The 23,537-nt window shown below is 39.5% G+C and carries 23 protein-coding genes and 2 tRNA genes; 17 read left to right on the top strand and 8 right to left on the bottom strand.

Translation table 11 applies throughout. The features are described 5' to 3' along the window. Positions 1-13: 13 nt before the first annotated feature. Entirely contained in the window at positions 14-379 is a 366-nt protein-coding gene (locus tag IV80_RS04615) for a DUF805 domain-containing protein (RefSeq protein ID WP_057750235.1), read from the bottom strand. Between the two features lie 268 nt (positions 380-647). Between IV80_RS04615 and IV80_RS04610 the strand changes: the two genes are divergently transcribed. Both IV80_RS04610 and IV80_RS04605 read left to right on the top strand, forming a co-directional pair. Then, the gene (locus IV80_RS04610; protein WP_057750232.1) at positions 648-1,370 is read left to right on the top strand and encodes a response regulator transcription factor; all 723 of its coding nucleotides are present in this window, start codon (positions 648-650) and stop codon (positions 1,368-1,370) included. A 2-nt stretch (positions 1,371-1,372) separates the two neighbouring features. Continuing rightward, positions 1,373-2,815, top strand: a complete 1,443-nt coding sequence (locus IV80_RS04605; RefSeq protein WP_057750229.1) for a sensor histidine kinase — start codon at positions 1,373-1,375, stop codon at positions 2,813-2,815. Between the two features lie 50 nt (positions 2,816-2,865). Here the strand turns inward: IV80_RS04605 and IV80_RS04600 are convergent, their stop codons facing one another. Further along, a complete protein-coding gene (locus IV80_RS04600) occupies positions 2,866-3,732 on the bottom strand; it encodes a class II fructose-bisphosphate aldolase (protein ID WP_057750227.1) in 867 nt (288 codons plus the stop codon). Between the two features lie 398 nt (positions 3,733-4,130). On the opposite strand from IV80_RS04600, the gene IV80_RS04595 reads away from it, so the two are divergent. The 4 genes from IV80_RS04595 to IV80_RS04580 all read left to right on the top strand — a co-directional run bounded on the left by IV80_RS04595 (position 4,131) and on the right by IV80_RS04580 (position 8,177). After that, complete coding sequence (locus tag IV80_RS04595; protein WP_057750224.1) at positions 4,131-5,000, top strand: GRP family sugar transporter; 870 nt, start codon at positions 4,131-4,133, stop codon at positions 4,998-5,000. 236 nt (positions 5,001-5,236) lie between these two features. Further along, positions 5,237-6,592 carry a glucose-6-phosphate isomerase gene (locus IV80_RS04590; RefSeq protein WP_057750221.1) on the top strand — a complete coding sequence of 452 codons (1,356 nt, stop codon included), beginning with the start codon at positions 5,237-5,239 and terminating at the stop codon, positions 6,590-6,592. A 187-nt stretch (positions 6,593-6,779) separates the two neighbouring features. After that, entirely contained in the window at positions 6,780-7,112 is a 333-nt protein-coding gene (locus IV80_RS04585) for a toxin-antitoxin system HicB family antitoxin (RefSeq protein WP_057750211.1), read from the top strand. A gap of 231 nt (positions 7,113-7,343) precedes the next feature. After that, entirely contained in the window at positions 7,344-8,177 is an 834-nt protein-coding gene (locus IV80_RS04580) for an SPFH domain-containing protein (RefSeq protein ID WP_057750695.1), read from the top strand. Between the two features lie 12 nt (positions 8,178-8,189). Here the strand turns inward: IV80_RS04580 and IV80_RS04575 are convergent, their stop codons facing one another. The 4 genes from IV80_RS04575 to IV80_RS04560 form a co-directional block, all read right to left on the bottom strand. Next, a complete protein-coding gene (locus IV80_RS04575) occupies positions 8,190-8,660 on the bottom strand; it encodes a hypothetical protein (RefSeq protein ID WP_162259297.1) in 471 nt (156 codons plus the stop codon). Continuing rightward, positions 8,651-8,724 (bottom strand) — tRNA-Glu (locus IV80_RS04570). Before IV80_RS04570 ends, IV80_RS04575 begins: the two co-directional genes overlap by 10 nt. Before the next feature lie 60 nt (positions 8,725-8,784). Further along, positions 8,785-8,988 (bottom strand): hypothetical protein, encoded by a 204-nt coding sequence (locus tag IV80_RS04565; protein WP_057750184.1) that lies wholly within the window; start codon positions 8,986-8,988, stop codon positions 8,785-8,787. Then, positions 8,981-9,310, bottom strand: coding sequence for a hypothetical protein (locus tag IV80_RS04560; protein ID WP_057750181.1), 330 nt, complete (start codon positions 9,308-9,310; stop codon positions 8,981-8,983). The genes IV80_RS04565 and IV80_RS04560 overlap by 8 nt, the downstream gene beginning before the upstream one ends. 124 nt (positions 9,311-9,434) lie before the next feature. Between IV80_RS04560 and IV80_RS04555 the strand changes: the two genes are divergently transcribed. The 6 genes from IV80_RS04555 (at position 9,435) to manA (ending at position 16,376) form a co-directional block, all read left to right on the top strand. Then, positions 9,435-9,506: transfer RNA gene (locus tag IV80_RS04555), tRNA-Gln, on the top strand. Positions 9,507-9,858: 352 nt separating this feature from the next. After that, positions 9,859-10,521, top strand: a complete 663-nt coding sequence (locus IV80_RS04550) for a TetR/AcrR family transcriptional regulator (protein ID WP_057750179.1) — start codon at positions 9,859-9,861, stop codon at positions 10,519-10,521. After that, entirely contained in the window at positions 10,522-12,264 is a 1,743-nt protein-coding gene (locus IV80_RS04545; RefSeq protein WP_057750177.1) for an ABC transporter ATP-binding protein, read from the top strand. It abuts the gene before it with no gap. Beyond that, on the top strand, positions 12,257-14,140 hold the full coding sequence (locus IV80_RS04540; RefSeq protein ID WP_057750176.1) for an ABC transporter ATP-binding protein: 1,884 nt from the start codon (positions 12,257-12,259) through the stop codon (positions 14,138-14,140). Before IV80_RS04545 ends, IV80_RS04540 begins: the two co-directional genes overlap by 8 nt. Before the next feature lie 100 nt (positions 14,141-14,240). After that, positions 14,241-15,245 (top strand): serine hydrolase domain-containing protein, encoded by a 1,005-nt coding sequence (locus IV80_RS04535; protein WP_057750173.1) that lies wholly within the window; start codon positions 14,241-14,243, stop codon positions 15,243-15,245. Positions 15,246-15,404: 159 nt separating this feature from the next. After that, complete coding sequence (gene manA, locus IV80_RS04530; RefSeq protein ID WP_057750171.1) at positions 15,405-16,376, top strand: mannose-6-phosphate isomerase, class I; 972 nt, start codon at positions 15,405-15,407, stop codon at positions 16,374-16,376. Positions 16,377-16,421: 45 nt separating this feature from the next. Here the strand turns inward: manA and IV80_RS04525 are convergent, their stop codons facing one another. Both IV80_RS04525 and IV80_RS04520 read right to left on the bottom strand, forming a co-directional pair. After that, positions 16,422-17,126, bottom strand: a complete 705-nt coding sequence (locus IV80_RS04525) for a type 1 glutamine amidotransferase (protein WP_057750168.1) — start codon at positions 17,124-17,126, stop codon at positions 16,422-16,424. A gap of 1 nt (position 17,127) precedes the next feature. Then, positions 17,128-18,474: a Mur ligase family protein gene (locus tag IV80_RS04520; RefSeq protein WP_057750165.1), complete on the bottom strand. Its 1,347-nt coding sequence runs from the start codon at positions 18,472-18,474 to the stop codon at positions 17,128-17,130. Positions 18,475-18,733: 259 nt separating this feature from the next. Here IV80_RS04520 and IV80_RS04515 point away from each other — a divergent pair, with 259 nt between their 5' ends. From IV80_RS04515 to glyA, 5 genes are read left to right on the top strand one after another with little or no spacing between them, the layout of a single operon-like run. Next, the gene (locus IV80_RS04515; RefSeq protein WP_057750162.1) at positions 18,734-19,324 is read left to right on the top strand and encodes a thymidine kinase; all 591 of its coding nucleotides are present in this window, start codon (positions 18,734-18,736) and stop codon (positions 19,322-19,324) included. After that, positions 19,324-20,406 carry a peptide chain release factor 1 gene (gene prfA / locus IV80_RS04510; protein WP_057750158.1) on the top strand — a complete coding sequence of 361 codons (1,083 nt, stop codon included), beginning with the start codon at positions 19,324-19,326 and terminating at the stop codon, positions 20,404-20,406. Before IV80_RS04515 ends, prfA begins: the two co-directional genes overlap by 1 nt. Further along, positions 20,399-21,253 carry a peptide chain release factor N(5)-glutamine methyltransferase gene (gene prmC / locus IV80_RS04505; RefSeq protein WP_057750155.1) on the top strand — a complete coding sequence of 285 codons (855 nt, stop codon included), beginning with the start codon at positions 20,399-20,401 and terminating at the stop codon, positions 21,251-21,253. The genes prfA and prmC overlap by 8 nt, the downstream gene beginning before the upstream one ends. Position 21,254: 1 nt before the next feature. Continuing rightward, positions 21,255-22,274, top strand: a complete 1,020-nt coding sequence (locus IV80_RS04500) for an L-threonylcarbamoyladenylate synthase (protein ID WP_057750153.1) — start codon at positions 21,255-21,257, stop codon at positions 22,272-22,274. Between the two features lie 15 nt (positions 22,275-22,289). Continuing rightward, positions 22,290-23,528, top strand: a complete 1,239-nt coding sequence (glyA, locus tag IV80_RS10085; RefSeq protein WP_057750150.1) for a serine hydroxymethyltransferase — start codon at positions 22,290-22,292, stop codon at positions 23,526-23,528. Positions 23,529-23,537: the final 9 nt, after the last annotated feature.

Here is a 23,537-nt window from a genome sequence, read left to right as displayed (position 1 = left end):
ACTTCCTAGTGGATTAGTTCCAGCGTCCTGGTTTTCCAGGTAAGAGCATCAAGATGAAAAACCAGATCGTACCAATAAGGGGAATGATTTGAATGAGTATCCACCAGCCGGAACGATCAGTATCATGCAAACGCCGAATCGAAACCGATAAAGTTGCAATCCAAACGATGAATAACACGATATTTCTGATCGAGGAAACACCAACGTCTTGCCAAGTATAAATCTCAGATATAGGATGGCCCATGATTAACTGAATAATTGTCACAATAAGTGAGCCAAGAATCCAGTTAATGATGGCTGGCCACCAATATTCGCCACGTTTCGCAACTCCTGAAAAATCAGTAATATTGCGCCAAAATTTTCCGTATGCTTCTATCATAATATTTCCTCCTAAGACGTTATCTAGTAAAAATGACTTTTGAATGATTTAAATTGCCAAGATAACTGTCCGATATTAGTTTTGAATAACTATAAGTTGATTATAGCCTTTTCAAACTAAATAATTAAGTTTTTTACTCTGTTATGAATTAATTGTAGAACAAGACACTATTTGATGAAAAGATGACGTTAAACTTCATTCGTGGCTAGGTTTAAGCGACACTTTGAATTATACTAAGAACATGGATAAATTTGGAGGAGGGGCCAGGATGAAAATTTTGATGATTGAGGATAACAAGTCCGTATCTGAAATGATGGGGATGTTCTTCAAAAAAGAACAGTGGGATGCCTCGTTTGCTTACGATGGTAATGAGGCCGTTGAAATGTTCAAACAATCTCCAGATGATTGGGATATGATTACGCTGGATTTAAATTTGCCCGGTAAAGACGGCATGGAAGTGAGTTCGGAAATTCGTGAAATTTCGAAAACAGTGCCGATTATTATGTTGACCGCCAGGGATTCTGAGAGTGATCAAGTTTTGGGATTAGAGATGGGTGCGGACGATTACGTGACCAAGCCCTTTAGTCCCATTACCTTAATTGCACGAATTAAAGCCTTACACCGCCGCGCACAAATGGGTGTCGCGAATGAAAACGAAACGCAAACTGGAAAAAACCATTTCGATGTCGAAACACACAACTTTAAGTTAAGTTCATCTACTAGAGAAGCTTATTTGGATGGCAAATTGATTCCTGATTTAACACCTAAAGAGTTCGATTTACTAAAGACTTTAGCACAAAAGCCAAGGCAAGTTTTTTCACGCGAACAGTTACTGCAATTGGTTTGGAATTATGAGTTTTATGGGGATGAACGTACAGTTGATGCACATATAAAAAAATTACGGCAAAAAATTGAAAAGGTAGGACCGCAGATTATTCAGACGGTTTGGGGAGTTGGCTATAAGTTTGACGATAGCAAAGCGAGGGATTAGGAATGAAATTAAAACTCCTTTACCAACAGATGCTTGCCTTTTTTGTGGTAATCTTCACGACGGTAATTGTGTTTGGAATCGCCTTTATTCAGTTTTCTAATCGTATGGTGTATCGAGATACTTGGAAACAGTTGGAGGGGTATGCGGATAGCGTCTTTCAACAATCCGTTGTGGTCAATACAGATGGGGAGTTTGCAGGTATCCAAATTACTGGCTTGCAAAATAGTGAACGCCTGTTGGCTAATCAGGCTATTCACTTCACTATTTATAACAAGCAAAATACGATTGCCTATCCGAAAAATGATTACTCGCCGGCCATTACTAATGCGCAGTGGAAAAAATTAAAACAAGGTGAAACACTAACGACCAAGTCTGACCGACGATTAAATCAAGTGGGGCGCAAACAACATCCCACGACAGATATTATAAAGCCGTACCGCAATGAGGACGGCACTTTAATTGCCGTGATCTCAGTAGGGTCTCCGGTAGCTAATATTGAGTCTAACATGCGAAAAATTCAACACAATCTTTTAATTGCTTTTTTGATTTCTGGATTGGTTTCAATTCTAATCGCGTACGCGCTAGCCAAGTATTCGGTTTCTCGAATTGACCGTATCCGCAGAGCAGCACACAAAATTGGTGAAGGAAACTTCGACATTACGGTTCCTACAAAAGGTAATGATGAAATTGATGGGCTAGCATCTGACTTTAACCATATGACGGAGTCTCTCAAAGCATCCAACGAAGAAATTAAACGACAAGAGCAACGGCGACGTGAGTTTTTAGCGGATGCTGCCCATGAAATGCGCACGCCGTTAACCACCATTAATGGTTTACTCGAGGGGCTTACGTATGATGCAATTCCAGAAGAGAGCAAAGAAGAAAGTTTGCAGCTGATGAGTAACGAAACGAAGCGTCTCATCCGATTGGTTAATGATAATTTGGATTACGAAAAAATTCGGACCAATCAAATTGTGTTGAATCGACATGAAATTTATGTCCATGAAGTGATAAATAATTTGGTAGAGCAACTTCAGAAAAAAGCAGATGAGGCCAAAGACCACTTTGTCATTCAAGTCGCTACTAATGTGGTGGCATACGCAGATTATGATCGATTTGTCCAGATTATGTTTAATATTATGCAGAACGCGATTCAGTTTACGACCGGTGGGACAATTTCGGTACATGCGAAAAATGATGATAAGAAAAATTGTATTGTTACCGTTTCAGATACAGGAATAGGTATGTCTGAAGACCAAATGAAAAATATTTGGGAGCGGTATTATAAAGCAGATGTTTCTCGTAAGAATACCAAGTACGGTGAGTCTGGACTCGGTATGGCAATTGTTCATCAATTGGTTAAAGCTCATGATGGGCAAATTAAGGTATCTAGTCAGTTGGGAAAGGGTACAACTTTTACGGTGCGGCTACCAGGTAAAAAATGACAACAAAAAAAGCAGAATCCAAACGGATTCTGCTTTTTACTTATCAAAAATTATTTAACAGCTGGTGTACCGAACCATTCGATACGGCTTTCAACTGTATCTTTAATAGCTTTTGTACCAGGTGCAAGTAACTTACGAGGGTCATAACCTTTAATATCATTTTGGTCATGTCCTTCTTCAATGTACTTACGAGTTGCAGCTGCGAAAGCCATCTGGCATTCAGTGTTAACGTTAACCTTAGCAACACCCATTGAGATAGCTTTTTGGATTTGTTCCTTAGGAATTCCTGAACCACCATGTAATACAAGTGGTGTAGAAATAACGTCAGCCAATTCCTTCAAACGGTCAAAGTTAAGACCCTTCCAGTTTTCTGGGTATTGACCATGGATGTTACCAATTCCACAAGCAAGGTAATCAACGCCAGTTGCAGCGATTTGTTTAGCTTCTTCAACATCAGCTAATTCGCCTTCACCAATGATACCGTCTTCTTCTCCACCGATTGAACCAACTTCGGCTTCAACAGACATACCTTTAGCATGTGCCAACTTAACAATTTCCTTAGTTTTTTCTAAGTTTTCTGCAAATGGTAAATCATGACCATCAAACATAACAGAGTTGTAACCAACTTCGATACATTCTTTAGCAGCTTCGTAGTTACCATGGTCTAAATGCATGATAACTGGAACTGTGATGTTCATTGACTTCATGGTTTGTTGAACTAAGTTTAAACAAAGTTCATAGCCACCCATGTACTTTGCAGCTCCCATAGAAGTTTGGATCAAAACTGGTGTGTTTTTTTCTTGAGCAGCGCCAAGAATTGCACGAGTCCATTCCAAGTTGTTAGTGTTAAAAGCACCAACTGCGTAATGACCTTTGCGAGCTTCAGCAAAGATTTCGTTACCGTTAACTAATGACATAAATAAAATCCTCCCAAAATATATTACAACGATGTGTAAAAAGGTTGCATTAAACGAACATTTCTATTTTAACACATTTAATTTAGAAAATGCAGACCATTTTTGATTGATAAGAATGGGAGAAAAATAGTTGAATCCAGAAAACGTTATCATAGAGAAAAGATAACAAAAGTAGTGACTAAGTATAAAAATTAGCCAATTATTTGGCCTATACCGATATTTTACAAACAAAAAACAAGTGGCCTCAAATGTAGACATGACGGGCGTTACAGTTGAATTTAGAGTATATATCAATTAAATTTAATAATTTAGCCCTTGTAAAAACGGTTACTTTCCTGTTAAAATGTTTCTTTGTCTTGGTATAGACTTTAATTTTTAGAGAATAAGGAGAATTTATAATGGGTATCATAATTGCGCTGATTCCAGCGATTGCTTGGGGGAGTATTGGACTTGTGTCAGGTCGCCTTGGTGGCACGGCACCACAACAAACACTTGGAATGACCATGGGAGCTGTTGTGTTCGCTATTTTTACTTGGTTTTTGTATCAACCAACGCTCTCTGCTAAAGTGTGGATTGCCGGTGTGGTTTCTGGACTGTTCTGGGCAGTTGGTCAGGGGATGCAGTTCACCTCAATGAAAAAAATTGGTGTGTCTAAGACAGTTCCTTTATCAACAGGTCTCCAGTTAGCTGGAAATGCCTTAGCGGGTGTTTTGATCTGGCATGAATGGACGACTGGTAAAACTATTACCATGGGAACAGTTGCCGTCATTGCACTAATTGTTGGGGCTACATTTACATCTTTGCGTGATAAAAGTGACAAGGAACATAACAAAGATGAAGATATGGGCGCAGGAATTCGGGCCTTAGTTATTTCAACAATTGGCTATATTGGTTATACGGTAGTGGTTCGATTTGCTGATGTGAATGCCAAAGCAGTTATTTTACCACAGGCAATTGGCATGCTTGCAGGTGCAATTGTCTTTGTTTTCCTATCTAAAGCAGCAGTGACTGCTTTCAAAGATCAACATACATGGGCAAACATCATTACTGGGTTAGTTTGGGGCATTGGAAATATCTTCATGTTTCTGGCGATTCCAAGTGTTGGATTGGCAATTAGTTATTCATTAGCACAGGCCGGAATTGTGATCTCCACCTTTGGAAGTATCTGGTTCTTGGGTGAGCACAAGACACATCGTGAAATGCAATATGTTATTTTCGGTTCTATCTTAATTATTATTGGCTCAACGTTGTTGGCATTAATGAAATAATTGCGTTAATTTGAGGAACAGTAGAGATGCTGTTTTTTATTTTGAAAAAAAGTAACTTTTCTTGAATTCGTGTACGTTAATTTTGAAAAATGGTTCGATCCTAATTTGGACAACTTGTGAGGCGTCTAACGAGTTTATCTTCTAAAGACAGCCCGCCTGGTTACGCTTCAAATTTTAGGGATCGGGTGTATAATAAATTAGTGAACATTAAAAATATAAAGTGAGGTAAAAAAGCAATGGCACATATTTCGTTTGATGGTTCAGCTGTTTCAAAGTTTGTTCATTACAATGAACTTACTGAAATGCAACCACTTGTTACTGCAGCAGATAAGGAATTACGTGAGGGTACTGGAGCTGGAAATGATTTCCGTGGCTTCATTGATTTGCCTGTAGACTATGATAAGAGTGAATTTGCACGTATTAAAGCTGCTGCAAAGAAGATTCAAAATAATTCAGAAGTCTTTGTTGCGATTGGTATTGGTGGTTCATATTTAGGTGCACGTGCAGCAATTGATTTCTTGGGAAATACTTTCTATAACTTACTTCCTAAAGAACAACGCAATGGCATCCCACAAGTATTCTTTGCTGGAAATTCAATCAGTTCAACTTACTTAACTGATTTGGTTAATTTGATTGGCGACCGTGACTTTTCGATTAACGTGATTTCTAAGTCAGGGACGACCACAGAACCTTCAATTGCATTCCGAGTACTGAAAGAAAAATTAGTTGCTAAGTATGGTAAAGAAGGCGCTAAGGAACGAATTTTTGCCACAACTGATAAAGCTAAAGGCGCTTTAAAGACTGAATCTGATGCTGAAGGCTACGAAGAATTCGTTGTTCCTGATGACATTGGTGGACGTTTCTCTGTACTTTCTGCGGTTGGTTTATTACCAATTGCGGTTGCTGGTGGCGACATTGATCAATTAATGCAAGGTGCTGCTGATGGTCGTGACGCTTATAAGGATCCTGACGTAACCAAAAATGATGCTTACAAATACGCAGCATTGCGTAACATTTTGTATCGTAAAGGCTACACCACTGAATTATTAGAAAACTTTGAACCAACTTTACAGTACTTTGGCGAATGGTGGAAACAATTAATGGGTGAATCAGAAGGAAAAGATCAAAAGGGTATCTATCCTTCATCTGCAAACTTCTCAACTGATTTACATTCACTTGGTCAATATATTCAAGAAGGTCGTCGTAACCTGATGGAAACGGTTGTGAATGTGGATAAGCCTAATCATGACTTGAACATTCCTAAGGAAGAAAAGAATCTTGATGGTCTTAAGTATCTTGAAGGCCGTACCATGGATGAAGTTAATAAGAAGGCTCATCAAGGAGTTACTTTAGCTCATAATGATGGTGGCGTTCCTGTTATGAATGTAAATATTCCTCAACAAGACGCTTATACATTGGGCTACTTGATCTACTTCTTTGAAATTGCTGTTGGTATTTCAGGTTACTTAAATGGGATTAACCCATTCAATCAACCTGGAGTAGAAGCATACAAGAGCAATATGTTTGCTTTGCTTGGCCGTCCTGGTTATGAAGCACAAACACAAGAACTCAATCAACGCCTTGGTAAATAAAGAGTTGTAGAGCTTGTTAAAAAATAAAATAAGTCCTGTAGAATTTAGCAAATTTCCTTTCTAGTGAAGTGAGGTATATTTGAAAGTTCTCAGGGCTTTTTTATTTGGATTTTTCTTGACTTTTAAGGCAAAAATCTTTACGATTAGGTTGATATCAATGTGATATTGAAATGAGGTGACCAATTTTATGGCGGGAAATTCAAAAGACAAACGGTTTCTGCTACGCATGGACCAATCCTTGTATGATCGATTAGCGGAGGAAGCTGATCGTGCCAACCAGAGTGTCAATATGTATATTGTGAGTTTATTGAGTGCAAATCATGGCACTAAAAATTTCGAAAAACGCCAGATAATTGGCAAAACAGTTTTAGGAAAGGATATCAATCCAGACAATGGGTTAGTATTGGTTTCAGGAATTTACTACCGATATTTGATTAATGATAATAGTGAAGTCGATGCTACCGCGGAATATGCGGTCATTGAGGCAAACGGAAATATTTTAACCTTACAAAAAATTTAGCCATTTGGGGGAGATAGGATGGCAAACCAACAGAAACAGGCCCATGGTTTCCTTAACGAAATGATGGGTTCAGCGTTGAGCGGTAATTATACAGATCAGTATAAAAAGGTTCAACAAAACGTTATTGCGGCACGAAAACGCGCCACTAAGAAACAAAATAAGCGTGATGAAAATCGACAGCCAGAACGAACCATTCATGCACGGATACCAGAAAAACGGAGGAGTGTTAACATGCCATTTGGATTTAGAATTGTACCTCAGAATAATCGTGGATTAGTAGAAACTTTAGGAAAGTACAAACGTAGTGTAGAGCCAGGATTTCATTTTTATTGGCCTTTCTTTCAAAAAATTAGGAATGTGAGTTTGGCTATGGAACCTTTGGCATTGCCAAATTATTCAATTATCACCAAAGATAATGCGGATGTTTCAGCTAGTTTGACACTAAACTTTCATGTTACGGATCCTGTAAAATATCAATACGAAAATACGGATTCCGTGGAATCGATGGCCCAACTTGTACGTGGACATTTGCGGGATATTATTGGGCGAATGGATTTAAATGAGGCTTTAGGTTCAACGGCCAAGATTAATCAGGAGTTAACACTTGCGATTGGGGATCTCACTAACACATATGGTATTAATGTTGATCGAATCAATATTGACGAATTGACTCCTTCACGCGCAATTCAAGAAGCGATGGACAAACAGTTGACGGCCGATCGTGAACGGGTAGCTGCGATTGCTAAGGCCGAAGGGGAAGCTAAATCCATTGAATTAACAACGAAGGCTAAAAATGACGCGCTAATGGCGACTGCTAAGGCGGAAGCTGATGCTACCAAAACGCGTGCTAATGCGGAACGTTATCGAATCGACACTGTGCAAGCTGGTTTGTCTGAAGTAACTGACAAGTATTTCCAGAACCAATCTATTAATGCTTTTTCAGATTTGGCAAAATCAAACACAAACATGGTTGTGGTACCTTCTGATAGTTCGGATGAGTTTGGCAAGATTCCGGTTATTGGAAAATTATTAGGGACTAGAGACGATCAAAAACATAATTTATAAACGACACTAAATTTATGATGGAAAGCTACCTCGAATTGTTCGGGTAGCTTTTTGTGTTTGATGATACAAAATTAATTCATAACTAAAATATGAAGGAGTGTGCGCACACAGATACAATGGACGGCGCACAAGGTTTAAGCGAAGCAGTGGGGCTATTGCCTTTTTAATATTAGAGTTAACGATGATTATCAATTGACTCATACATGGATTACCACCGGTACCAGCCAATGTTGATTTTATTTGATCTCGTTGTGACGTTTGGTAACGTGAATGGTTTTGATTACGGTGATTTTTTTCACATGCCAAGATGGGAGCGTCAATCGCATTAAAATGTTTAATCGGTTGCAGAATCGACAAGCTTTTTTCGTTTTGTGCATGATGTAAATGGTGATGAAACGATGAAATTCCCATTAAATAAAACAGGTCTAAAACATTGTGATAACAGTGTTTTAGACCTGTTTTATTATGAATTATCACCCGCACGGGGTTCGAACCCGTAGCTCCGCCTTGAGAGGGCGACGTCTTAAACCAATTTGACCAGCGGGCAAAATTAGTACTGTTCTAATTTATCTTATTTGAGCCACAAAGTCAATACCTTAGCCCTCAATTATCGTTTGTAAGTTAAAATGGTTAGATAAACAAAAGTTATAAATAGGTAAAGCCAATAAATAAAAATAGCGATCATCATAAACGGAAGAAAAGAAAGCTGTATCAGATTTTCACTGACTAAACACAAAACAGCGATAACTGCCCAAATGACCAATTTTTGTTTAGTATCGGCTAGTGCGATCTTCAATTCTCGTTTATTCATAAGTTAGCTCAAGCATATAGGATTTTTGCTCTAAAATGTGAGAGGTCGTAATCCAGACTTCATGGTAAGACTTCATTGGTCTTTTGGTTAGGCTATTAAAATAATCAAGGAGTACGTTATATTTGTCCACAAATTCGTCTGATAAGCGATCTACTAATAAAGTTTCATCAGGGAAATAGATTTCTGGATTAGCGACTGCCATGCTATCAGGCATATTTAACTGCACAACGTTTGTGTAACCCAACGTATTAATTTTGGCACGATCAGGATGTTTTCGAATTTGGGATAACACGTTATAGATTGAATCTGAATTTGTTGCCATAGATTTCACCTCACAACAGTATATTGTAGCAAAAAGCCCGTAGTTTGTCAGTTTATAGGAAAGATTTTGAATCATCTGTTGACAGTTCTTGAGAAAGACGGTAATATAATATAGGTAAAATTAATGGGCATTCGCCAAATGGTAAGGCCACGGACTCTGAATCCGTAATTTACTGGTTCGATCCCAGTATGCCCAATAACTTAAACAAAGAAGAGCCGTTACATCAACGCTTTTATTGATGTAACAGCTCTTTTTTTGTGTACATATAAGTTAGTTGAAAATTGAACCCTGATTCAAAGGCGAACGAACATAACCAGAAATAATACCCATATGTGCCAAAAATGAAACAACAAATTATTCAAGTTAAATAAACATAAGTGTCCGAAATGACGGTAAACCAATGCTAATGCATGCTGGTTTATCGTTATTTTTAGTTTTTGTCATTAAATTACATAGAGCTACTATGTGGTTTATTTTCATCTTGCAAATGCATAGATTAAGCGTATAATCATCAATTATGACAGTGTGTCATTTTTGAGGAGGAAGAAATGCCAACAGCAACTTTTTTTAATTTAAATGAAGCCAAAAAGAAACGTCTTATGCTAGCTGCACAGCATGAATTTTCACGAGCACCTTTAGCTGAAGTTTCAGTTAGTGCGATTGTCGCAGATGCCCAAATTCCTCGTGGGAGTTTTTATCAGTATTTTGAAGACAAAGAAGATCTCTATTTTTACTACATCGGCACGCTGGTGACCGACATGGAGCATCATTTGTTAGAACTTATTCACGAAACACATGGCGATTTGTTTAGCTCTATGAAGCGTTTCTTTGAGTATGCAGTGGCAGAAGTAGTTGAAGGGCCAAACGCTGATATTTTTAAAAATGATGTGGCAACGAATTTTCAACATGCACAGAATTCGCCGCGATTTAGTAAGAATAAGGCAAGCTATCCTTTTTTTAAGACTATGCGAGATATTGAAGACCAGGTCAGCACATCCGTGGATCGTTCAAAATTGCGGGTCAATAGCGATACTGAGTTAAAAGCTTTGCAACGTTTAGTTTTCATGATTTTGGTGCATTCGATAGGGCATTACTTCCATTCTCAAAAAGAAGACTCACCAGAGACCATTGCTGACCTAAAAACGGGTTTTGCTATAAATCTGGATTGGATTGCAAATGGGGCATTAAGAAGAGAAAAGGAGCTTGGTTAAATGTTTAAATTATCATGTCGATACTTAGCCTGGTGGGCAGTAGCCATTGGAACCGTATTTTTAATCGTACAAGTTATGTGTGATTTATGGCTGCCTAATATCACATCAGATATTATTAACAACGGGGTTGCCAAAAGTAACATCCCTTATATCTGGCATTCTGGATATAAAATGTTGGCTATATCGTTTTTGGGTGTGCTTGCAGCTGGAGGAAATGTCTATTTTGCGGCCACACAATCACAACGAATGGGTAGTAAAATTCGTGATGCACTTTTTAAAAAGGTTTCTTTTTTATCTAATCATGAATTTGAACAATTTGGGGATGCATCATTAATTACGAGAACCACAAATGATGTCATTCAGATCCAAAATGTCATGGTAATGGTTTTAAGAATGATGTTACAATCGCCAGTTATGCTGGTTGGTGCAGGCTTTATGGCATACAGTAAGCAACCGGCATTAACGGCTGTTTTCTTGGTTTCTTTACCAGTCTTAGCCGTTTTTGTGGGCATTATTATGTACTTTGCAGTGCCTCTGTTTCAGAGTATGCAAAAAAAGATTGATCGCATTAACTTAGTATTTCGTGAAGGTTTGACCGGTGTTCGTGTGATCCGTGCGTTTAATCGTGATAAGTTTGAACAGGATCGATTTGGGGGTGCTAACAAGGATTACACACAAACCGCCATTAAAGTCTTCACAATTGTTTCGTTTATGTTCCCAATCATGACGTTAATTATGAGTGGTACAAATATGGGAATTATCTGGTATGGTGCTAAACTCATTTCGAATCAGACGATGCAGGTTGGTAACTTGGTTGCCTTCATGACTTATGCAGCTCAAATTCTGATGAGTTTTATGATGCTTTCCATGGTCTTTGTATTTATACCACGTGCTTCGGCTTCTGCAAAACGAATTAATGAAGTTTTAGAAATGAAAAATAGTGTTTTGGATCCAGACCAACCCTTGGCAAAGGATGCGGCTTCGCAAACAGCTTCATTAGAATTTGACCATGTTGACTTTCGGTATAAAGGTGCTGAAAAATTAGCAATCGATGGGGCAAATTTTAAGGCACATGCGGGCCAAACAGTGGCCATTATCGGAGGTACCGGTTCAGGAAAATCCACGTTAGTCAGTTTAATTCCACGTTTCTTCGATCCTGAAAAGGGTGAGGTACGTATTAATGGCACAGACGTTAGAGCAATGGCTCAAGAAGAAGTGCATGATCAAGTTGCTTTGGCACAGCAAAAATCAGTATTGTTCCGTGGGACGGTTCGAGAGAATATGCAATTCGGGAATCCGGATGCGACTGATGACCAAATTTGGCGTGCTATGGAAATCGCACAGGCTACAGAATTTATTCATAAAGATGAAGACGGATTGGATGCTTGGGTTGAACAAGATGGGGATAACTTCTCAGGTGGGCAAAAGCAACGGTTGACGATTGCTCGAACCTTAGTTAAACAGGCACCGGTATATGTTTTCGATGATTCGTTTTCTGCGCTAGATTTTAAAACAGATGCCGAATTGCGTCACTCCTTAAGAGAAGATAAACAAATTCAAAAGAGCGTTGTGGTGATTGTGGCACAACGTATTGCAACGGTGGCAGATGCTGATTTAATTCTAGTTATCGATGGTGGTAAGATCGTGGGTCAAGGCACACATCAAGAATTAAAAGCAAATAATGAAACTTATCGTGAAATCATTGATTCACAAATTAAGAAAGGAGATCAAGCAAATGGCTAAAAATCCAGAAAAAAAGCCTCAACGTACCGGCGGTCATAGTGGTCGCCGAGTGGGAATGGGAATGCCAGTTGAAAAGCCACAACATTTTTGGAAAACAACTGGGCGTTTGCTTCGTTACCTCTCTCCGTGGATGGTGATGGTCGTTATCGTGCTCATTTTGGCTGCCGTTTCGGTTATTCTTCAAATTCGGGCACCTAAAGTTTTGGGTGAAGCCACAACCCAGATTTTTGCTGGCGTTATGAAGGGATCAGCACAAATGAAGGCCGGTATTGGTCTTCATACACTGCCAATTAACTTTACGAAGATTATTCATATCTTGACGACCGTGGGGATTTTATATGGGTTGTCTGCGCTGTTTAGTTTTGCACAACAGGCCATTATGACACAGGTTTCACAGCGCGCTGTTTACCAAATGCGAAAAGATTTTAAAGATAAGTTGCAACGCGTTCCGGTTTCCTACTATGATACTCATTCTAATGGTGACGTGATGAGCCGGATGTCTAATGATATGGATAATATTTCAGGGACATTGCAGCAAAGCTTGACGCAGTTGGTGACAAGTGTCCTTCAGTTCGTTGGCGTTCTCTACATGATGCTGACCATTAGCTGGAAATTGACTTTGATTGCCGTTTTGACAGTGCCATTAAGTTTAATTGTGGTGGCATTTGTGGCCCCTAAATCACAGAAGTTTTTTGCAGGGCAACAAAAGCATTTAGGTCTTTTAAACGATCAGGTTGAAGAAACGTATGCGGGACATACCGTTATCAAAAGTTTTAATCACGAAAATAAGGCTATTCAAGATTTCAAAAAAGAAAATGATCAGTATTTAAATTATGCTTGGAAAGCACAGTTTGTCTCTGGTTTAATCATGCCTTTAATGAATTTTATTAAGAATCTTGGGTATGTTTTTGTGGCAATTATTGGTGGCGTTCAAGTTGCCCATGGCCAAATTACATTAGGTAATGTTCAGGCCTTCTTGCAGTATACACAGCAATTTTCACAACCAATTACTCAAATTGCCAACTTGACGAATACCATTCAGATGACAATTGCTTCTGCAGAACGAATTTTTGCGGTTTTAGATGAACCAGAAATGGAAGAGACACATGTGGAAATCCCAGATGTGAAGAATCCGGATGCTGAAGTCATCTTTGATCATGTCGATTTTCGTTACGTTGAAGATACGCCTCTTATTCAAGACTTTAACTTGAAAGTTAATTCTGGCGAAATGGTGGCAATTGTGGGTCCGACTGGTGCTGGAAAAACGACGATTATTAACTTATTGGAACGCTTCTATGATATTAAAGATGGATCGATCAAGTTAGATGGTGTGGATACACGTAATTTGAGTCGTGAAGCATTACGCTCCGATTTTGCAATGGTTCTTCAGGACACATGGCTATTTACGGGGACAATTCGAGAGAATATCAAGTATGGTCGTGAAAGTGCCACCGATGAAGATATGGTGGCTGCTGCTAAGGCTGCCCATGCAGATACGTTTATTAGACAGCTTCCAGATGGTTATGATACCGTCTTAAATGAAGCCGCAAGCAATATCTCCCAGGGACAACGCCAATTACTGACAATTGCGCGAGCCTTCTTGGCAGATCCAAAAGTTTTGATCCTGGATGAAGCGACAAGTTCAGTGGATACACGGACCGAAGTTTTGATTCAGCATGCTATGAATAAGTTGTTGAAAAACAGGACGAGTTTTGTGGTTGCGCACCGCCTTTCTACGATTCGTAACGCACAAAATATTGTGGTGGTTAACCACGGTCAGATTGTTGAAACAGGGGATCATGACAGTTTGATGGCCCAAAATGGGTTTTACGCTGATTTGTACAACAGTCAGTTTTCAGGTAATGAAGTGATTTAAAATTTAATTTAAAAAATACCATTATTCGCGGTTCTCGTTATAGAAGAGTGAGACAATAAGTGAATGATGGTATTTTTAGATTATGGACAGGAGATTGGCAATGCAAAATCAGTATCAACATATCGCCAAACAAATTGAAAAAATGGTGACGGATAAAATTGTTCCTGGCGTTTCGTATGCCATTATTGACCATGACCGAATTGTGAAAAACGTTTTAGGTGAGGCGGAAATTAAACCGCATCATGAAAAATTGCGCCCCGAAATGATATATGACGTAGCCTCCTTAACTAAAGTTGTAGGAACGGAAATTTTAATTGGTCAGTTAGTGGAAGCAAATCAGTTGTCATATGATCAGCCAGTTGTGGAAATTTTACCTCAATTTTTCGATAGCCGTGTGACTATTCGGCACTTATTAACACACACTTCAGGAATTACCGGTTATATTCCTCACCGTAACGAATTAGGCACGCGTGAACTTTTAAGGGCGATATATACACTTAAAATTGGGCCTGATTTTAATCAAAAGGTTGTTTATTCTGATTTGAATTACATTTTTCTTGGCTTGATTGTGGAACGGCTATTGCATGTACCAGTGCAAACGGCCATTAAAAAAAAGGTGTTGGAGCCACTGAATCTGAGACATTCTACGTTTCATCCAGATCCATTAAGCTGTGTCCCAACAGAGTGGACTCTTCAAACGGGGCTTACACGTGGCATGGTTCACGATCCTAAAGCCCGAATTTTAGGAGCACACTGTGGGTCGGCTGGTCTATTTTCTACTTTGAATGATCTGACCCAATTTGTGTCCTGGTTGTTAGCTCCTGAGAAGCAGCCCGGCGTTTTAAAAAAGCAGACTGTAAATGCCCTATTTGCGAATCAAACTGCAAATTCCAACTTAACTAGATCGTTTGGATGGGGACTTATCAAGCAATCTGATCATTGGATTTTAAAGCATAGTGGCTTTACAGGAACGATGCTGTTGGTTGATGCTGTCCAGCATCGTGGCCTCATCTTTTTATCGAATCGTGTTCATCCTACGGCTAAGAATCAAATCTACTTTAAGTATCGGCAAGCTGTGATTGAAGCTTTTTTACAAAATAATTAGGTGACTACCATGATGGTTTTTCCCTATAAAGGATTACATTGCGCTTTGAGTAGCTAGAAAAAAGCGCTTTAAAATTTGTATAGACATTTTTTAATCAGTACTGAAAGCGCTTCGGTTTTATGGTAAACTATTCCTGTAGTAGCGAAAGGAGAGATAGTTTTGAGTGAACCATTATTTTTGGAACCCGTATTTCATGAAAAAATCTGGGGTGGCAAGAAATTAGCAACTGAATTTGGGTATCAAATTCCAAGTGACCAGACTGGAGAATGCTGGGCCATTTCAGCACATCCACATGGACCAGCCACAGTTAAAAACGGCCCGTACAAAGGCTTAACCTTGAATCAAGTCTGGGATCAACATCGAGAAGCTTTTGGCGACGCAAAGGGAGACGTGTTCCCACTGCTGACCAAAATCTTAGATGCAAATGATGACCTGTCTGTTCAAGTTCACCCAGATGATGCGTATGCTGCGGAGCATGAGCATGAATTAGGTAAAACAGAATGCTGGTATGTTATTTCCGCAGAACCCGGTGCAGAACTTTATTATGGCCATAATGCGAAAACACATGAGGAATTGGCAGATTGGATTAACCACGGTCAGTGGCAAAAGCTATTCCGACGCGTACCAGTAAAGGCAGGAGATTTCTATTATGTGCCAAGTGGGACGATTCATGCTTTAGGAAAAGGAATCGTGGTACTAGAAACGCAACAAAGCAGTGACACTACATACCGTTTATATGATTTTGATCGTGTTGACAAAAAGACGGGACAGAAACGTGAATTGCATTTGAAGCAGTCTATTGACGTGACGACAGTGCCACATCAAGATCCCAAGCTAAATATTGAGAAAACACAAGTGGGAGATGCGGAAGTGACTACTTATGTCAAACCGCCAGTTTCACCACACTTCTCAGTTTATCAGTGGCAATTGAATGGTGGCACGGCTACATTCAATCGTCAAAGTGCCCCTTACACATTAGCGTCTGTATTGAAGGGCGAAGGAACGCTTGATGTGGACGGAACAGAATATAAAATTAAAAAGGGAGATCATTTCATTCTTCCTTATCAAGTGAAAGATTGGACTTTAAAAGGAAACTTACAAATTATTGCGAGTGAACCAGGCGAAGACTAAATAAAAAGGATGGTTGAGAAAAATGTTCTCAACCATCCTTTTATTTTAAAATGTTTCTGAAATTTTGAGGGCTTTTTGCGCACTTAAATCTGCCTGTGGATATTTGCGTGTTAGTGCAGTAATTAAAAGGCGTTTTGCTAATGAACCGTTACGCGTCAAGATCGGACCATGAAAGTAGGAGCCATAAACATTCTTATAAATGACACCCTCGGTTTTGTCGGAGCCATTATTACCATGGCCGCTTTCGACAACTCCCAGTGGTTTCTCGCCCTGGCCTAAAAAGGTCATGCCATTATGATTTTCAAAACCATGGTATTCTTCATTGGTTTCTTTATTTTTAATTAAGATATTGCCGATAAAGCGGTTATGATCTTGGCTTAAGGTGTAATGATCTAAAGCGCCAATGCCAGGAATCTTTTCTCCTTGGGCACCGATATAATAGTGGCCTAAAAGTTGATAACCACCACAAATGGCAAGCATTGGGCCACCCTCGTCAATATATTTGGTTAATTCTTCTTTTTTTGCAGGAATATCTTTAGAGACAATTAATTGTTCATAATCCTGACCACCACCGAAGAAAACGAGATCGTAATCACTAGCCTTAAAATCATCACCGAGACTGACCACCTTGATGTTGAGATCCGTATCCATTTGTTTTGCGTAGTATTTTAAAGCAAGAAGATTTCCGTTGTCTCCGTAGGTATTGAGTAAGTTGCCGTAGAGATGGGCAACGTCTAAGGAATATTTCATTTTAAATTCCCTCCTTAATATAGCCGTCCTCTGCCAATTGTTTGCGTAATTGGAGCATCGCAGTGTATGTGGCAAATACGTAGACCCGTTTGGTTGGTAAATCTTTGAACTTAGCAATGACATCTTGTAAATTGGGTTCCACCAGTAACTTATCATCGGTGACACCAGCTACTTTGAGTCTAAACGTAATGTCTTTGTATCTCTCGCCACCGGTCATGAATTGTTTAATGTTCATTTTAGGAAGCTTCTCAAATTCGCCGTCCCAGATCCAGCTTGTATCAAGACCGTCCGCGTAATTAGCATTTAGTAAGCCTACCAGCGAAAAAGGTTGTGTTTCAGTTCCCACCATGTCAATCACTTGGTTAAGACCAACGGGGTTTTTAACTAGGACGATTGTAATTTCTTTATCACCAACTTGAATTTGTTCTTGACGCCCAAAGACTCGCTCGTCGGGATCATTCAATGCTGTGGCAATGTCAGCTGAATCTACTCCCATAAATTTACCAACAGCGTAAGCGGCAAGTGCATTATACACATTATATAAACCGCCAATGTGAAGATTAAAGGCTGTGCCGTCAATGGTGAAGGACGAACTAGCGGGTGTCAGCTGGTCAATACTAGTCAGTTGATAATTGAGTTCTGGACGGTTAAACCCGCAATTAGGGCAGTAATATTTACCTAAATTGCTATAAACGATAAATTTATAATGTAAAATGTGTTGACAGACCGGACAAAGAATCCCATCAGTGTTGACGTCAGCCATTTTTTCACCATCCGGCTGGTTATTAAAACCGTAGTACTGAATGGGATTAGGGAGTTTTTTGGAATTAAAAATTGAAGCGTCTCCGTTAGCAATGATGGTGGCCTCTGGTGCTAAAGCCACGCCATCTAGAATTTTTTGGTAGGTTGTATAGATTTCACCGTAGCGGTCCATTTGGTCTCGGAAAATATTTGTGAAAACAAAAGCTAGAGGCTTAATGTACTTGGTCACTTTAATAACATTGGCTTCATCCACTTCGAGTACCGCAATTTGACGCCCTCGTTTAGATTTTTTGGCAGTCAAAAAAGTGGTGACAATTCCTTGTTCCATGTTTGAACCACTGGGATTTGTTAACACATGATCAAATTTTTGACCTAATACTTTGACCGTTAAGGCGGTCGTCAGTGTTTTTCCGTTAGTACCAGTGATGACGATAACATCATAATTTTGGCCTAACACTTTGAGTATGTCAGGATCAATCTTTGTGGTTAATTTACCTGGAAGTGAACTTCCACCATTTCTAAATTTGTGCAAAAACCAATAGGCTGATTTTCCGGTTGTAATTGCAAGCGAGCTTTTAAGTGACATGAGACTCCTCCATTAAATTGTTGGAAAGGGTACGTGACCCATAAATCCTAGAAGTTAATTTTAAGCCCATTGACTAAAAAAAGAAAGTTTGAAGTGAAATGAAGGCTTTTTCTTAAACTTTTGACCATCACTGCACCGTGAGTTCCTTTTTATTCTGATGATGGATTGTATGACATAAGATGAGAAAAATAATTGAAGATGAAATTTTTTTAGTAATCAGCTATACTATATAGGAAGTAAAAACAAGGGAGAAACTACTTTGGCACAGTTATTTTTTCACTATGGCGCGATGAATAGTGGTAAATCAATCGAAATTTTAAAAGTTGCCCATAATTACGAGGAGCAGCATAAATCAGTTATTTTGATGACCAGCGGGATTGATACACGAGAAAAGGTTGGTGAAATTGCCAGTCGAATCGGACTGCATCGTAATGCCGAACCTATTTTTGATGATACAGATGTCTATCAGCGTGTTTCAGAATTAAATTCGGATGCAGCTTGTGTTTTAATTGATGAAGCTCAGTTCTTAAAAAAGCATCATATCGTTGAACTGGCCAGAATTGTGGATGAATTAAATATTCCAGTGATGACTTTTGGCTTGAAAAATGATTTTAGAAATGAATTATTTGAGGGGTCTAAATATCTTTTAATTTATGCTGATAAAATTGTGGAAATGAAGACGATTTGTTGGTTCTGTAAACACAAAGCCATTATGAATTTGCGCTTTGCCGATGGTAGACCTGTTTACGAGGGAGAACAAGTGCAAATTGGCGGGAATGAAGCCTATTATCCGGTTTGTCGCCGTCATTATATGAATCCCCCTTTGAATGAAATGAGGAAAGATAATTAATGAATGATTTTATTGATAAATTACAGTCAGTTGCAGATCGATACGATGAATTAAACGAACTTTTGGCTGATCCAGAAGTCATTTCTGATTCGCAAAAATTTACAGAGTTATCTAAAGAGGAAGCTAGTATCCGTGAAACGGTGGCCAAGTTTCGGGAGTACAAAAAAGTTGTAGGGCAAATTGCTGATGATGAAGAAATGCAGCGAGAAAAATTAGATCCTGAGATGGACGAGTTGGTAAAATCCGAGCTGAGTGCTTTAAAAGAACAACGAGATAAGCTTGAAGAACAGATCAAAGTGCTCATGTTACCAAGTGATCCCAACGATGACAAAAATATTATTATGGAAATCCACGGGGCGGCTGGTGGCGATGAGGCCAGTTTGTTTGCAGCAGATTTGTTTAACATGTATTCACGTTATGCCGAAAATCAGGGATGGAAAGTTCAAATTGTCGATGAAAACCCAACCGAAGTGGGTGGCTTTAAAGAAATTGTTCTAATGATTTCAGGCGATCGTGTGTACTCTAAGTTAAAATATGAAAATGGCGCGCATCGAGTGCAACGCGTGCCAGTGACAGAATCAGCTGGACGAGTTCATACGTCAACAGCAACAGTGGGGGTTATGCCCGAAGCCGAAGATGTTGATATTGATATTGATCCGAAAGATATCAGGACCGATGTGTATCGTTCATCCGGTGCCGGTGGTCAGCATATTAACAAGACTTCTTCAGCGGTACGAATGACGCATTTACCTACAGGTATAGTGGTGGCAATGCAAGATGAACGTTCGCAACAGCAAAACCGAGTTAAAGCCATGCAAATTTTAAAAGCGCGAGTTTACGATTATTATCAAACGCGTGAACAAAATGCATATGATGAAGAACGTAAAAATGCGGTTGGTACTGGAGATCGTTCGGAGCGGATTCGAACTTATAATTATCCGCAAAATCGGGTAACTGACCATCGGATTGGCTTAAGTTTAAATAAATTAGATCGTATTATGAATGGTGAGTTGGATGAAATTATCGATGCTTTGATTTTAAACGATCAAGCTAAGAAAATGGAGCAACTTCGTAATGAGTAAAACGACAATTGAGGCCCTTAATTGGGCTTTTTTGTATTTAAAGCCATATGAAAAAATGGGAATTGATGATTCCGGTGCCAAGTTATTATTGGCTAACATGATGCACTGGGACAACACCCAGTTAGTTTTACACTATCGCCAAAATTTATCACCACAAATTTGGCAGCAGTTTCAGGTAAATGTAAAACGTTATGCGAAGGGAGAACCAGTTCAATATATTACTGGGCAGGCCACTTTTTATGGCAGTCAATTATTTGTGGATCGACGCGTTTTAATTCCTAGATTCGAAACTGAAGAACTTGTGGAATGGGTATTAAAGGATAATGATCAGATGGTACGTGACGTGTTGGATCTAGGGACCGGTTCTGGTGCGATTGCAATTGCCCTAAAGAAGCAACGCCAAGCCTGGCAAATAACAGGTTCGGATATTTCTCAAGCGGCACTAGAAGTTGCAAAACTAAACGTCAACCAACAAAAAGTTGACATTCACCTGGAACAAAGTGATCTGTTTGAAAATCTTGGAGACAAGCGATTTGATGTCATTGTTTGTAACCCACCTTATATTGCGGAGTCAGAAAAAAATGTGATGGACCAAAGTGTGCTGACTTATGAGCCAAATCAGGCCCTTTTTGCCAAGAATGATGGGTTGGCTATTTATGAAAAACTCAGTCAAAAAGCTGAAAAATATTTAAAGGTTGGCGGCCGGTTATACTGTGAATTTGGTTATCATCAAAAAGCGGATTTGAGTCAGTTGTTTGGACAAAAGTATCAAGTCGTATTTAAAAAAGACGTGACCGATCATGATCGTATGATGCGAGCTATCGTTAATTCTGAAGGGAAGTCATAATTTGGAAACTGAAATTTATCATGCAGATACAATAAAAGAGGCTGCAAGGAAGATTCAGGCTGGTGAGTTAGTCGCTTTTCCAACTGAAACTGTGTATGGTTTGGGGGCAGATGCAACGAATGAAGCAGCTGTGAAAAAAGTGTATGCTGCGAAAGGACGCCCAAGTGACAATCCGTTGATTGTGCATGTGGCCGATGTCGAAACGGTAGAAAAATATGCACAACCCTTATCGGATAAAACGCGGCTATTAATGAAAACTTTTTGGCCAGGACCACTAACAATCATCTTAAACTTGAAGCCTAAGGCATTGTCCAAAAGTGTGACAGGAGGACTAGCAACAGCAGCTTTCCGGAATCCCCGGAATGACGCAACTTTAGACTTGATTCGTCAAGCCGGTGTCCCGATTGTGGGCCCTTCCGCAAATACTTCGGGAAAACCCAGTCCCACGAAAGCAAAGCACGTTTATCATGATTTGCATGGTAAAATTGCCGGAATTTTGGATGATGGTCCCACCCAAATTGGCGTAGAATCAACTGTAATTGATATGTCAGGAGAAATTCCAAGTATTTTACGTCCAGGAGGTATCAGTGAGGAACAATTAACCTCAGTTATCGGCACTGTTCAATCTGATCACCATAAAGTGGGAAAAGACGAGATACCTAAGGCTCCTGGTATGAAATATAAGCATTATGCACCAAATGCACAGGTTCTTATTGTGCGCGAGAGGCAATGGCAGGCTGCTATGCAATGGGCTGCTCAGCGAACAGAAAGAGTTGGCATTATGACTACGGCGCAGGTGAAGGCTGATTATCCGTTACCTAGTAATGGTGAGTGGTACTCGTTAGGAACTGATGTGGCAACGGCAAGTCGGCACTTGTTTGCTGGTTTACGTCATTTTGATACCGAAAGTGAAGTTGCATATATTTTAGCTCAAGGTTTTGATAGAATAGGACTTGGCGAAGCCTACATGAATCGTTTGGCAAAGTCAGCAGGGCAACAATACTTTGAAATACCTAAATAATAGGAGGCGTTTTTAATGGATTTTAAAAAAGCAGACCCAACTTTGTGGGACGCAATTGCAGGTGAACAGGAACGGCAACAACATAACATCGAGCTAATTGCATCAGAAAACATTGTTTCTAAAGCAGTTCGAACAGCACAGGGTTCCGTTTTGACCAATAAATATGCAGAGGGTTATCCAGGTAAGAGATATTATGGTGGCTGCGAATATATTGATATTGTGGAACAGTTGGCAATTGATCGTGCTAAACAACTTTTCGGAGCGGAATATGCGAATGTACAGCCACATTCAGGTTCACAGGCTAATGCAGCCGCTTATGCTGCCTTTATTAAACCTGGGGATAAGATTCTAGGTATGGATTTGAATGCCGGCGGACATTTAACACATGGTGCTAAGGTGAGTTTCAGTGGGAAGTTCTATCAATCGGTGAGTTATGGTATTGATTTGGAAACGGAACGCTTAAATTATGAAGAAATTCGTCAAATTGCGCTTAGAGAAAAACCACAGATCATTGTAGCGGGTGCTTCCGCGTACAGCCGGATTATTGATTGGCAAGCTTTTCGTCGAATTGCGGATGAAGTGGGAGCATATTTAATGGTTGATATGGCTCACATTGCGGGATTAGTAGCAGTCGGGTTACATCCTTCGCCGGTTGGCATTGCTGATGTCGTTACGACTACAACACATAAAACATTACGTGGACCACGAGGTGGCATGATTCTTTCTCAAGCTAAATATGCCAAGAAAATCAATTCGGCTGTTTTTCCCACGACTCAAGGCGGGCCTTTAGAACACGTTATTGCAGCTAAAGCCGTTGCATTAGGTGAAGCACTGCAGCCTGAATTCAGAGACTATATGCAACAAGTAAAATTAAATGCACAAAAAATGGCGTCTACATTTAATGCATCTAATTTGGTGAGAGTGGTTTCTGGTGGAACTGATAATCATCTGATGACTTTAGATTTAACGCAAACGCAGTTGAATGGTCAAGAAGCACAGGATCTCTTGGATACCATATTTATTACCACTAATAAGGAAGCTATTCCTAATGAAAAACGGAGTCCTTTTAAAACAAGTGGTCTACGGCTAGGAACTCCTGCAATCACGACAAGAGGATTTAATGAAGCAGATTGTGAACAGGTTGCTAAAATCATCTTATCCGCACTTGAGCACTATGAGTCTCCAGATAAACTAGCCGAGCTTAAAGAAAAAGTTTTTGCTTTGACGGCAAAACACCCAATTGAAGTAAATTAATTGGATTTA

Origin of the sequence: Pediococcus cellicola, from assembly GCF_001438655.1 — a bacterium.
In the GTDB taxonomy this organism is placed as follows: Bacteria; Bacillota; Bacilli; order Lactobacillales; family Lactobacillaceae; genus Pediococcus; species Pediococcus cellicola.
This window is presented reverse-complemented; position numbering and strand designations above follow the sequence as displayed.